The following is an 11,756-nucleotide window of genomic DNA, read 5'->3' as shown; positions in this document are numbered from 1 at the left end:
CGGGCAGCTCGTCGTCTTCGAGGGCTGGGATGCGTCAATCGTGGGCGACGACCGCGACGGGTGCGGTGGCGTGGTGCAGGACGGCGTGCGTGACGGGTCCGATGTGCGTGCCGAACGGGTTGCGGCGGATCCGGCGGCCCACGACGACCAGGGAGGCCCCGCTGGAGACGTCCACCAGGAAGTTGGCGGCACTGCCCGAGCGGGACTCCTCGACGACCTGGACGTCCGGGTACTTCCGGCGCCACGGACGCAGGACCTCGGCCAGGGCGGCGGCCTGCTGCCGGGCGATCTCGTCGTACAGCCCCACGTCGGCGGAGAGACCGTAGACGTAGTACGGCGGCAGGCTCCAGCCGTTGATGACCCGCAGGACGGCAGAGCGTCGGGCGGCCGCGTCGAACGCGAACTCGATCACCGAGTCATCGGGGCCGACGGGGTCCAGACCCAGGACGACCGGCCGGTACGGCGTGGCCGCCGACGGGATGCCCACGGGGTCGGACTCGTGCTCGTCGGCGGCCTGCTCGTCGGCCCGGACCAGGACGACGGGCTGTTCGGCGTGCGCGACGACGGAGAGGCCGACGGAGCCGACCATGAACCCGCCGATCCCGCTCAGCCCGCGGGAGCCGAGGGCGAGCAGCTCGGCGTCCTCGGCTGCCTTGGTCAGGGCTTCGGCCGGCCCGCCGGTCAGCTGCTCCACGCTCATTTCGAGGCCGGGGTGGCGCAGCCTGAGCCCCGCGGCGGTCTCGCGGGGGATGCGCTCGCTCCAGTGCTGCTGGGTCTCGGCGCCGAGCAGCGGAGCCTGGGCCATGGGCTCGGGGACGGGCTCCCAGACGTGGACGAGCTTCAGCGGCAGGCCGCGCAGCTTCGCCTCGCGGGCTGCCCACTCTGCGGCGGCACGGCTTTCGGGCGAGCCGTCGATGCCTGCGACAACGGTGCGGACCATGATTCTGCCTCCTGATCTGGGATTCTGATCCCAGCGTCGCGCCGAGGGGCTGCGTGGTGCAGGGGCCGCAGGTCCCCGACCCGGGCCGAACGGCCCCACGAGGCCGGGATTGTGCGGTGAGCCCGGTGGACGGCGCGTGGCGGACCCCTGTGGCGGGGGGTCCGCCGTGCCTGCGGCTGTCAGCGAAGCCGGCGGCTGTCGCGGACGATCGGCAGCCGGGCGAGCGCTTTCCGATGCCGAGGGTGTCGCCGACCCGGCCTAAGGTCGGCTTCCGTCGGGCTGAACGGCCCCTTCCTCAGGCCTTGTTGAGCCCCCGAGGCTGGATCCACCGACCTGGCCTCCCGAGTGCGGGCACCGCGGCGGATCATTGGGGCAGGCGGCGGAAGGAGCTCCATGGACCACGGCTCGGGCGGGCATGCCCTGGGGTGGCGCCGTCTGACGCCCGGGATCGCCGCGCTGACCGGCTACCGCCGCTCCTGGCTGCGCGGCGATCTGCTGGCCGGCGTCACGGTGGCCGCGTACCTCGTTCCGCAGGTGATGGCGTACGCGGGCGTGGCCGGTCTGCCGCCGGTCGCCGGACTGTGGGCGATCCTGCCCGCCCTCGTCCTGTACGCACTCCTCGGCTCGTCCCGGCTGCTCTCGGTCGGCCCCGAGTCCACAACGGCGCTGATGACGGCCACCGTGGTGGCCCCGCTCGTCGGCGCGGACCCGGACCGCTACGCCACCCTGGCCGCCACCCTCGCCGTGACCGTCGGCCTGCTGTGCCTGGCTGCCTGGGCACTGCGCCTGGGGTTCGTCGCCGATCTGCTGTCCCGTCCGGTCCTGATCGGCTATCTGGCGGGCGTGGCGCTGATCATGATCGGGGACCAGCTGCCCAAGCTGACCGGCGTGGATACGACGGGTTCGGCCTTCTTCCCGCAGCTGTGGTCCTTCGTACGGCATCTCGGGCAGGCGCATGTGGCCACGGTGCTGTTCGCCGCCGTCACGCTCGCGTTCCTGTTCACCGTGGCGCGGTGGCTCCGAACGGTGCCCGGCCCCCTGCTGGCGGTGGTGCTGGGCACCGCGGCCGTGGCCGCCTTCAACCTGGACGACCGGTACGGCATCAAGGTGATCGGCGACGTCCCGGCGGGGCTGCCCGCAGTGGCGGTGCCGGATCTGACCGAGCTGCCGCACCTGGTCCTGCCCGCTCTGGGCGTCCTCCTCGTCGCGTACACCGACTTCATCCTCACCGCCCGGGCCTTCGCCGGACCTGACGCGGACAAAGGTCCCCCGCTCGACGCCGATCAGGAGTTCCTGGCACTGGGCGCGAGCAATCTGGGGGCCGGCTTTCTGCACGGCTTCCCGGTGAGCAGCAGCGCCAGCCGCACCGCACTCGCCTCCTCCGCGGGGGCCCGCAGCCAGGCGTACTCCCTGGTGGCGGGCCTGGTGGTGCTCGCCGTCCTGCTGTTCCTGAGCCCGCTGCTGACCCGCGCGCCGTCCGCCGTGCTCGGCGCGCTCGTCGTGTACGCGGCCGTCCGCATGATCGACCTGACGGGCTTCACCCGGCTGGCCTCCTTCCGACGGCGCGAACTGCTCCTGGCGCTCGGCTGCCTGGCCGGCGTGCTGGTCCTCGACATCCTGTACGGGGTACTCGTGGCCGTCGGTCTGTCGGTGGCCGAGTTGCTGACCCGGGTAGCCCGTCCGCACGACGCGATCGAGGGCATCGTCCCCGGTGTGGCGGGCATGCACGACGTGGACGACTACCCGCAGGCCCGCACGATCCCCGGCCTGCTGGTCTACCGCTACGACTCCCCGCTGTTCTTCGCCAACGCGGAGGACTTCCGCCGCCGCGCCCTGGCCGCCGTCGACGAACAGACCGGCCCAGTGCGCTGGTTCGTCCTCAACACCGAGGCGAACGTGGAGGTGGACATCACCGCACTGGACGCGGTGGACGCCCTGCGCCGCGAACTCACCCGCCGCGGGATCGTCTTCGCCCTCGCCCGGGTGAAACAGGACCTGCTGGCCGAACTGGAGGCCTACGGGCTCGCGGAAGCGGTCGGCAGGGATCTGATCTTCCCCACACTACCGACCGCGGTGAGCGCGTACCGGAAGTGGAGCCGCGGCCGATAGGCCTGGCTACGCGTGTGGCGGGCCCCAGCCGATACGGAGGGTTCAGCCCTTCATGCCTCGCTTTCGGGTCCTCGGCCTCTCCCCCGCAGTCCGTCACCCGCACAGGGCCGTACGGCCCCAGGAGCGCACCAACCGGCCCTCGCCCGATGGTCGCCGACCCGCGACCATGGTGTGGGGGTGTATGCGCGGCGGCGGAGCCCTCGGCTGTCGCGTCGGCTGTCGGAGGTGCACCATGACCGGACCTGTCGTCGTCGGACTCGACGGTTCCGCCGCGAGCGTGACGGCCGCGTGGTGGGCCGCCTCCGAAGCCGCGGAGCGGCATCTGCCCGTCGTGCTGCTCCACTCCTGGACGACCCAGCCACTCGACGTGCCGATCGCCCAAGAGGCCCACAACAAGAAGCGGTACGGGCACGACGTACTGCAGCGGACCGCGGCCGAACTGCTTCACCGCCACGGCGATCTGGCCCTGACCACGGAACTGGTGTCGGACCCGGCCGCACAGGCCCTCCTGAGCCACGGCGAGAACGCGGCCATGCTCGTCCTCGGCTCCCGCGGACACGGCTCCGTGGCGAGCTTCCTGCTCGGCTCCATCAGCCTGCACGTCCTGGGCCTGGCCCAGTGCCCGGCCGTCGCCGTCCGGGCCGGCGCCCCCGCCGTCGAGGCCGGCTGGGAGCACCCCGCGGCGGCGGACCGGGACGAGGTCGTGGTCGGTGTGCAGGAGCTCGGACCGGATGCCGAGCCGCTGCTGGAATTCGCCTTCACCGCCGCCGAGTTGAGCGGAACCCGCGTGTGCGCGGTGCGGGCCCTGCCCGTTTCCGCACTCGTGACTCATCCGCAGGCCTTTGCCGCCCAGCAGGCCGACCGCGACCGCGAGGCCGAGGAGCGCACGCGGCTGGCCGCGGTCCTGATCCCGTGGCGCGAGAAGTTCCCCGACGTCCCCGTCGTGGAGCACGTCGCCATGGGTTCCGCGGCACAGGTGCTGCTGGCCGCTTCGGCACACAGCCGACTCACCGTCATAGGACGTCGGCGCCATCCGTCCCGCAGGACGTGGAAGCTCGGGCCGGTCGCGCACGCGGCCCTGCATCACGTGCCGTGCCCCGTCGCCGTCGTCCCGCACGACTGAGCCAGCCCGAGCGGTCGTCCTCAACGCCCTGCGCGCGCTGCGCGACGACCGTGCGGCGCAGCCGGTGCTAAAGCCCGCCACGGAAGCCCTCATCCATCGCTTCGCGGCCGAACACGACGACCTGCAGGACGTCCTCGAAGCCGTGCGAACCGCCGCCGACCGCCTCTCGGACAACCCCGGACCGGAGTCCCTCGCGGCAGTGCGCGAAGCGCATCGCCTGGTCACCGAACAGCTCCTGCCACACGAGTACGCCGAGGAGCACCAGCTCTACCCCGCCCTCGCCCCCACGCTCGGCGTCCCGAGGCCACCGCCACCATGAGCCGCGCCCACTCCGAGATCGAACGGCTCGCCCGGCGCATCGATGTCCACCTCACGCTCACCGAAGCTGACGCCGACGGCGGACCGGTGCCGGAGCAGCTCGACGACCTGCGTGCCTGTCTCTACGGGCTGCACACCGTCCTGCGTCTGCACTTCACGCAGGAGGAGGAGAACTACTTCTCCCTCGCACCGTGAACCGGCCTACGCCTCGCGGGCACTTCCGGTCAGGTGGGATACGACTCACTCGTGGGGTACGACGGCCACGGGGCAGCCGACGTGATGGATGGCGGCGTGGGTGACGGGGCCGGTGTGCGGGCCCAGCGGCCCCTCGGCGATCCGGTGTCCCACCGCGAGAAGACTCGCTCCCGTGGCGGCCCGGACGAGTACGGACCGGGCCCTGCCCTCCACGACGGTCTCCGCGACCTCGATCTCGGGATACTTGTCCCGCCACACCTGCAGCACGGCGGACAGAAAGCCCTGCCACTCCTCGGCACGCTGCGGATCATTCATCAGCCCGATCTCCCCCGGGCCGAGGCCGAGCGGCAACGGCGCCTGCCAGGCGTGCACCACCCGCAACCGCGCCCTGCGCAGCCGAGCCGCCTCGAAGGCGAACTCGATCACCTCGTCACACGCCTCATCGAGGCCGATGCCCAGCACCACGTCCCGGTACCCGGTCCGGGTGGAAGCACTCCCGTCCTCCGCCGGCAGGTGTTCGTCCGCCGCCTCCTCCCCGGCTCGCACGAGCACGACCGGCCGCGTGGCCCGCGCCACCACCCCGAGCGCCACCGACCCCACCAGGAAACCGGCGAGCCCGCTCAGCCCGCGCGAGCCCAGCACCAGCACGTCGGCCCGCTCCGCCGCACGCAGCAGCGCCTGCGTCGCCGGCCCCTCCATCTGCTCGTCGTGCACGCGCACGCCCGAGCGCGCCTCGCGGACGTGCTCCTCCGCCTGGCGCAGCACCCGCCGCGCCTGAGAGCGCTGAACCGCGCCCGCGTACTCCCCCTCCGCGGACCGCGGGCTCCAGTTCCTGACGTGCACCAGCCGCAGCGCTCGGTCACGGCGCTCGGCCTCCCGGGCCGCCCACGCGGCGGCGGCGAGGCTTTCGGCGGATCCATCCACTCCGGCGATCACGGGCGCAAGCATGATGCATACCTCCAACGCTTGGACTGCTCCTCACGGCCAGCCTCACACTGCGCACGACCAGCGGGTATGGGCCGCCAGGTCTTGACCCGGGACCATCCGGCCCATGCTGGGCCGGAGTTGGCCGACCCCCACTCAAATGGTCTGTCCGCAATCCGGGCCGATCGAGTGTGACCGTCACTCCGAGAGCAACAGTCGACCGGTCTCCCCCGGCTGCAGGCACACCGTGCGGTCCGGCAGCCGTACGTCGATCGGTGAGGCGTCGGACGACGGCACCTCGATCCGCAGCAGCTCTCGCTCCAGCCGCAGCCGTACGCCCCAGTGCCCCTGGTAGCGCAGGGCGAAGCCGTACGAGGACAGCTCGGGCAGCGGCACCGGGTCGAGCCACAGTGCACCGCCCCGTGTCTCCAGGCCGGTCAGTCCGCGCTGGACGAAGTCGAGGGTGCCTGCCATGGCGCCCAGGTGGATGCCCTCGCCGGTGGTGCCGCCCTGCACGTCGGCGATGTCGCCCTGGAGGGCCTCCTGGCAGAACTTCCACGCCTCCGCCCGCCGGGCCCGGGCCAGCACCCAGCCGTGGACGAGGCCGCTGAGGGTGGAGCCGTGACTGGTGCGGTGCAGGTAGTAGTCGACGGTGCGTTGCCAGGTGTCCTCATCGAGATGTACGCCCAACCGGCGGAAAAGGCCCTGTAGTTCGGCCGGTGAGAAGAGATAGCCGAGCATCAGGACGTCGGCCTGCTTGGAGGCCTGGTAGCGGTTGACGCTGTCGCCCTCCGCCTCCAGGATCCGGTCCAGGCGCCGGATGTCGCCGTACCGCTCGCGGTAACCGTCCCAGTCGAGCTCCTCCAGCCGGCCGTAGCCCTCGAACTGGCTGATGACGTCGTCGTGGAAGGGCACGTGGAGCGTGCGGGACACGTCCTCCCACAGTTCGAGTTCGCCTCCGTCCAGAGCTGTGCGCTCGACGAGTTCGCGGCGGCGCGGCTCCGGGAGGGTCTCCAGCAGCTCCAGTGTGCGGGCGAGCACCCAGGCGGCGGTGACGTTCGTGTAGGCGTTGTCGTCGAGGCCCGGCACCCGCGCGCCGGGGTACGCCTCGTGGTACTCGTCGGGGCCGACCACACCCCTGATGCGGTGCCGTCCGAGGGACTCGTCGTAGACGGCGGCGTCCGCCCAGAAGCGGGCGATCTGCAGCAGCATCTCGGCGCCCTTGGTGTGCAGGAACTCCATGTCGCCGCTGGCCTCGCAGTACTGCCACACGTTGTACGCGATCGCCGAGCCGACGTGGTGCTGGAGCCGGGATTGGTCGGACAGCCAGCGTCCGGAGCGCGGGTTGAGGTGGAGCTGCTGGGTCTCCTCGCGTCCGTCGCTGCCGCTCTGCCAGGGGTACATGGCCCCCCTGCGGCCCGCCGCCCGGGCATTCATCCGGGCCTGTTCGAGGCGGCGGTGGCGGTAGCCGAGCAGGGCGCGGGAGACCTCGGGCAAGTGCAGGTTGAGGTAGGGCAGGACGAACAGTTCGTCCCAGAAGACGTGCCCGCGGTAGGCCTCGCCGTGCAGTCCCCGCGCCGGCACACCGACGTCGAGTTCGGCGGTGTGCGGCGAGAGGGTCTGCAGGACGTGGAAGAGGTGCAGTCGCAGGATGCGGCCCGCCTCCCCGGGAACGTCGAGCTCGGCCCGGCGCCAGAGCTGGTCCCAGGCGGTCAGGTGCGACTCGAGCAGTTCGTCGAAGCCGGGCGCCTGGCCGACCCGGTCGACGGCGGCGTGGAGTGGGTCGCTGATCGCGGGGTCGCGGGAGGTGTGCAGGGCGACGGTCTTGTCCACGGTCGCGGTGCGGCCCGACGCCAGATCGAGGGTCAACTGCTGTAAGGCGTAAGGGAGTTCGTGGCGGATGGTGACGGGGGCCCCGGCGGTGACGCGGGCCGCCATGCCGATGCGGATGTCCGAGGTACGGGTGCGGCAGCGCAGCCACACCGTGTCCGGGGCGGCGGTACCGGTGTGCACGTGGATCAGGTGGCGGCCGTCCAGGTCCCAGTAGCGCGGCACGCCGGAGTTGGTGACGCCGCCGTCGAGAGCTGCCTCGACCTGGAGTTCGCCCGAGAAGCCCTCGGCCGTGAACTCGGTGCGCAGTGCGGCCAGATGCGGGTCGGCCATGTGCACCAGCCTCTGCTGACGCACGCTCAATTCCCGTCCTTCGCCGAGGTCGTACCGCGTCCGGCGCTCCAACAGCCCTGCCGACAGGTGCAGGATCTGGCGGTGGTCGAGCACGGCCGCGGTGTCGGGGGTGAGCCATGGCCCGTCGGAGAGGCGAAAGCGCAGGGGGAGCCAGTTCGGGACGTTGACCATGTCCTCGTTCTCGACCTGGCGGCCCGCGACCTCGGAGGTGAGCCGGTTGTAGCAGCCGGCCACATAGGTGCCCGGGTAGTGCACCTCGTCGGCGGCGCACTCCGGCAGCGCGCCGCGGGTGGCGAAGTAGCCGTTGCCCAGGGTGCACAGCGACTCCCGCAGGCGCTCGTCGGCAGGTTCGTAGCCCTCGTACTCCCAGCTCCAGTCCGTCACTTCGGCGCTCCTCCCCCGCATAGTTCTCCCAGGTCTCGTACGACGATGTCGGCGCCGTGCCGCAGCAGCCGCGCCCCGGTGTCCTCACCGGCGGCCCGGTCCACGCCGATCACCAGGGCGAACCCGCCGCGCCGGCCCGCCTCCACACCCGCCAGGGCGTCCTCGACGACGGCGGCGCGGTCGGCGGGGACGCCGAGCCGGCGGACCGCCTCCAGGAACAGGTCCGGCTCCGGCTTGCCCGCCAGGCCCAGCCGGGCCGCCTCGCCACCGTCCATGAGGACGTCGAACAGGTCGAGCACCCCGGCCCGGGCCAGCAGCTCACCGGCGTGCCGGGACGCGGAGGCCGCCCCACGGGGCACCCCCGCCCGGCGCAGGGCCCGCACCAGCCGTACCGTCCCCGGATAGGCGTCGACACCGTGCTCGCGCAGCCGCTGCACGAACAGCCGCTCCTTGTCCGCCGCGACGGCACGCACCGTCTCGGGCGAGGCCTCGATGCCGCGTGCGGCGAGGAAGGCGGCGGCGCCGTCGAGGCGGGACTTGCCGTCGACGTGGCGCAGATAGTCGTCCCGTACGTCGAACGGGCGGCGCCGTTCGGGGTCTTCGGGCGGGTGGGCGCGCAGGTAGGCGTCGAACGCCGTCTTCCAGGCCGCGGCGTGCACCCGGGCCGAGTCGGTGATCACTCCGTCGGTGTCGAAGACGACGGCCCGCACGTCCCGCAGCACTGGTGCCAGCGCATCGCGGGACGTCGCAGGGGTGTGAGGGGACTGCATGGTCACGCCCTCTGCGGCACGATCGCCACCGGGCACTGCGCGTGGTGCAGCAGCGTGTGCCCTACGCGGCCGAGCTGGAGGCCGAAGTGGCCGTGCCGACGCTGGGCTCCGACGATCAGGAGGTCGGCGGCGGCCGACCGGTGCAGCAGCACCTTGCGAGCTGGTCCTTCCACGGTGTGACGGCGAACCCGTACCCCGGGGTGGTCCGCCATCGGGTCCTGGAGCACGGCATCGAGCGCGGCGGACGCCTGCTCCTCGTGAAAGTGCGCCGGATCCCCGGCGAGCAGAGGATGTTCGGCGGTCTCGTGCGCGGGGCAGCGCCAGGCACGTACGACATCGAGGGTGCACCCGCGCGCTTCGGCCTCACGGAAGGCGAACCGCACCGCCTCGCCGCCGGTCGCGGACTCGCCCGCGCCGAGCAGGATCCGCTCATGGGTGCCCGCCAGTCCCGCTTTGTCGCCGCGGACCACGATCACCGGGCAGTAGGCACGGGACGCCACGGCCAGCGAGACCGAGCCGAGGAGCAGGCCCTTCAGCTCACCGCGGCCACGCGATCCCGTCACCAGGGCGGAGGCGTTGTGGCCCTCGCGTAGGAGGGCGGACACCGCATCCTCGGGAACGACCTCGGTGGAGACCTTCACCTCGGGATTGCGGCGCCGGGCACGCTCCGCCGCGGAACCGACAATGGTGTCTGCCAGCACCTCCTCGGACGGGCGTTCAGGGCTGCCGGACGGGGCGACCCCTTCGTAGCGCTCCCACAGGGAGGCGTACACCAGTCGCAACGGCAGTCCGTGCCGGGCCGCCTCGTCGACCGCCCAGTCGACTGCGACGAGGCTCGAATCCGATCCGTCGACACCCACGATCAGGGGCAGCTCCATGTCCCTCACCACCTTTCGTCGGGCTGCGCAGACGTGCAGCAGCACGGGTTCCCCTCACCGTTGCATCCATGGCCGGGGGGTGGGAGGGGCGGTTCGTCCACGGCTTGGGCCATTCGGCCCCTGTCGGATCTCGCGCCGGCGTTGAGTGCCACTCCGCCCCGGCTCGGCCCCCGGGCGGCTCTGTGCCTCGACCGGACACTGAAGTTGAGCCCGCAGCTGGTTCGTCACGACCGATGACCACCTGTCCAACGAACTCCGGTGCGCGCACCGTTGACGGACAGGACCAGCATTCGGGCAGGGCCGACGGGTCCCGGCACCACAACGGTGAATCGGCGCCTACGGCGTACGGACATCGGTGGAATCCGGCGCTCTGAGCGAACGAGCGGAGGAATGCGTTGCCGTACCGAGCGGGTCCGCCACGACGGTTGGCAAGGGACTATTGGGCACCTGTGGGGAACCCCTCGGCCCACGCCCCACCCGACCGAATCGGGGCACCGTGGGGCGAGAGGCCATCCAGGGAGGCTGCACATGACCCAACTCGCCGACGGCAACAGCATCGTGGTGGGCGTCGACGGATCGGAGGCGTCCAAAGCCGCACTGCGCTGGGCCAGGGAGCAGGCCCGCGCCCTGCGGGCGGAGGTCGTGGCCGTACACGCCTGGGAACCGACCACATCCGGACTCGCGCCGTATGCTCCGGCATCGGCCCGCCCCACGGCCGCGCAGCAGCGCGTACAGGCTGCCGAGCTGCTCGCCTCGACGGTGCGAGAGGTCTTCGGCCCACGGATCGGCGGCTCCGTGCGTGCTGTTCTCGTGGAGGGGCCGCCCGCGCGGGCACTGCTCCGTCACGCGCCCGGCGCACTGCTGCTCGCCCTGGGGCGCAGGGCTCATGGACAGTACGAGCTGCCCGCGATCGGGACGGTGGGCCGTGAGTGTCTGCGGCACGCGACGGTCCCCGTGGTCGCGGTGCCCGCCGCGCAGCGGCCCGCGCCGCCGCTCAGGACCGTGGAAACGTCGCCTCTCGCCAGGAGCGGTGCCGCGTAGGGGGCGGAGTGCCAACGCCTGGCGAGATATGCGACCGCCCACAGCTCCACCCGCGAGATCGTCGAGCCAAGCGGATCAGGCACAGCCCGGCTACCGCATCACCGGCGCCACGGCGCTCAGCGGCGCGGACGCTCTTGTGATCGACGAAGGCCCCGTCTCGCGTGGGCACCCTCCCGCTGGCTGACCTACCGGTTCACGCCGTACCCAGGGCGGCCACCCATGGTCCTTCTCGTCCCGTCGGGACGAAGACTGAGGCCGGATACGCTGGCGGGATGATCGAGAATCTTCCTCCCTGTCCGAAGTGCTCGTGTGAGTACACCTACGAGATGAACGCCCTGGTGGTGTGCCCGGAGTGCGGCCACGAATGGGTGCCCGCCGAGGGCGGTACGGAGGGTGGAGACACCGCCGAAGGCTGGGGGAGGGTCGTCAAGGACTCCGTCGGCAATGAGCTGCGGGATGGCGACTCCGTGGTCGTCGTCAAAGCGCTCAAGGTCAAGGGAAGCCCGTCGGGCATCAAGGCCGGCACCAAGGTGCGCAACATCCGGCTGGTCGACGGGGTCGACGGCCACGACATCGACTGCAAGATCGACGGTTTCGGAGCGATGCAGCTCAAGTCCAGCGTGGTCAAGAAAGCCTGATCCACGACTCGCCCTGGCCCGCCGTCCCATCCATGGAGGGATGTTCAAGGCCGCAGCCTGATGCTGAATTGCAAAATTTCGCAATTGGTTAGATGCTGTGTTGGTCATGCTCGCAGGTAGCCGCGGGCACGGCTTTCGCCTGCCCCCGGGTGGGGCGCTGTCAGGGAAGCCGAGGGGTCGTGTCCGTTCCGCTGTACCAGGCCAAGGCCGAGTTCTTCCGGATGCTGGGACATCCCGTACGGATAAGGGTGC

General features: G+C 71.7%; 9 protein-coding genes and 2 pseudogenes. 6 read left to right on the top strand and 5 right to left on the bottom strand.

Annotated features, from left to right (window positions below):
- Window positions 1-34: 34 nt before the first annotated feature.
- On the bottom strand, window positions 35-940 hold the full coding sequence (locus tag IEZ21_RS45275) for a universal stress protein (RefSeq protein ID WP_189327642.1): 906 nt from the start codon (window positions 938-940) through the stop codon (window positions 35-37).
- A gap of 393 nt (window positions 941-1,333) precedes the next feature.
- Here IEZ21_RS45275 and IEZ21_RS45270 point away from each other — a divergent pair, with 393 nt between their 5' ends.
- The 3 genes and pseudogenes from IEZ21_RS45270 to IEZ21_RS45260 form a co-directional block, all read left to right on the top strand.
- The gene (locus tag IEZ21_RS45270; RefSeq protein WP_189327641.1) at window positions 1,334-3,049 is read left to right on the top strand and encodes a SulP family inorganic anion transporter; all 1,716 of its coding nucleotides are present in this window, start codon (window positions 1,334-1,336) and stop codon (window positions 3,047-3,049) included.
- A gap of 232 nt (window positions 3,050-3,281) precedes the next feature.
- The gene (locus tag IEZ21_RS45265; protein ID WP_189327640.1) at window positions 3,282-4,172 is read left to right on the top strand and encodes a universal stress protein; all 891 of its coding nucleotides are present in this window, start codon (window positions 3,282-3,284) and stop codon (window positions 4,170-4,172) included.
- A gap of 10 nt (window positions 4,173-4,182) precedes the next feature.
- Window positions 4,183-4,685: pseudogene (locus IEZ21_RS45260) on the top strand (hemerythrin domain-containing protein); the annotation flags it as partial.
- 45 nt (window positions 4,686-4,730) lie between these two features.
- On the opposite strand, the gene IEZ21_RS45255 reads toward IEZ21_RS45260, so the two are convergent.
- The 4 genes from IEZ21_RS45255 to IEZ21_RS45240 all read right to left on the bottom strand — a co-directional run bounded on the left by IEZ21_RS45255 (window position 4,731) and on the right by IEZ21_RS45240 (window position 9,825).
- The gene (locus IEZ21_RS45255; RefSeq protein WP_189327639.1) at window positions 4,731-5,633 is read right to left on the bottom strand and encodes a universal stress protein; all 903 of its coding nucleotides are present in this window, start codon (window positions 5,631-5,633) and stop codon (window positions 4,731-4,733) included.
- A 174-nt stretch (window positions 5,634-5,807) separates the two neighbouring features.
- The gene (locus tag IEZ21_RS45250) at window positions 5,808-8,177 is read right to left on the bottom strand and encodes a glycoside hydrolase family 65 protein (protein ID WP_189327638.1); all 2,370 of its coding nucleotides are present in this window, start codon (window positions 8,175-8,177) and stop codon (window positions 5,808-5,810) included.
- On the bottom strand, window positions 8,174-8,947 hold the full coding sequence (locus tag IEZ21_RS45245) for an HAD family hydrolase (protein ID WP_189327637.1): 774 nt from the start codon (window positions 8,945-8,947) through the stop codon (window positions 8,174-8,176). Before IEZ21_RS45245 ends, IEZ21_RS45250 begins: the two co-directional genes overlap by 4 nt.
- 2 nt (window positions 8,948-8,949) lie before the next feature.
- Window positions 8,950-9,825 (bottom strand): universal stress protein, encoded by an 876-nt coding sequence (locus IEZ21_RS45240; protein WP_189327636.1) that lies wholly within the window; start codon window positions 9,823-9,825, stop codon window positions 8,950-8,952.
- A 528-nt stretch (window positions 9,826-10,353) separates the two neighbouring features.
- Here IEZ21_RS45240 and IEZ21_RS45235 point away from each other — a divergent pair.
- The 3 genes and pseudogenes from IEZ21_RS45235 to IEZ21_RS48270 all read left to right on the top strand — a co-directional run.
- On the top strand, window positions 10,354-10,866 hold the full coding sequence (locus IEZ21_RS45235; RefSeq protein WP_189327635.1) for a universal stress protein: 513 nt from the start codon (window positions 10,354-10,356) through the stop codon (window positions 10,864-10,866).
- A 272-nt stretch (window positions 10,867-11,138) separates the two neighbouring features.
- The gene (locus IEZ21_RS45230; protein WP_281399763.1) at window positions 11,139-11,504 is read left to right on the top strand and encodes a zinc ribbon domain-containing protein YjdM; all 366 of its coding nucleotides are present in this window, start codon (window positions 11,139-11,141) and stop codon (window positions 11,502-11,504) included.
- Between the two features lie 179 nt (window positions 11,505-11,683).
- Window positions 11,684-11,756, top strand: a pseudogene (locus tag IEZ21_RS48270) (transcriptional regulator); the annotation flags it as partial.

The sequence above is a fragment of the Streptomyces flaveus genome (genome assembly GCF_014647675.1).
Taxonomy (GTDB): domain Bacteria; phylum Actinomycetota; class Actinomycetes; order Streptomycetales; family Streptomycetaceae; genus Streptomyces; species Streptomyces flaveus.
The sequence above is the reverse complement of the archived record's forward strand: the minus strand, read 5'-3'. Positions and strand labels throughout refer to the sequence as shown.

Excerpts from the sequence above, each read along its gene's own strand:
- IEZ21_RS45275 (WP_189327642.1), bottom strand. The coding sequence starts at position 940 with ATGGTCCGCACCGTTGTCGCAGGCATCGACGGCTCGCCCGAAAGCCGT.
- IEZ21_RS45270 (WP_189327641.1), top strand. The coding sequence starts at position 1,334 with ATGGACCACGGCTCGGGCGGGCATGCCCTGGGGTGGCGCCGTCTGACG.
- IEZ21_RS45265 (WP_189327640.1), top strand. The coding sequence starts at position 3,282 with ATGACCGGACCTGTCGTCGTCGGACTCGACGGTTCCGCCGCGAGCGTG.
- IEZ21_RS45255 (WP_189327639.1), bottom strand. The coding sequence starts at position 5,633 with ATGCTTGCGCCCGTGATCGCCGGAGTGGATGGATCCGCCGAAAGCCTC.
- IEZ21_RS45245 (WP_189327637.1), bottom strand. The coding sequence starts at position 8,947 with ATGCAGTCCCCTCACACCCCTGCGACGTCCCGCGATGCGCTGGCACCA.
- IEZ21_RS45240 (WP_189327636.1), bottom strand. The coding sequence starts at position 9,825 with ATGGAGCTGCCCCTGATCGTGGGTGTCGACGGATCGGATTCGAGCCTC.
- IEZ21_RS45235 (WP_189327635.1), top strand. The coding sequence starts at position 10,354 with ATGACCCAACTCGCCGACGGCAACAGCATCGTGGTGGGCGTCGACGGA.
- IEZ21_RS45230 (WP_281399763.1), top strand. The coding sequence starts at position 11,139 with ATGATCGAGAATCTTCCTCCCTGTCCGAAGTGCTCGTGTGAGTACACC.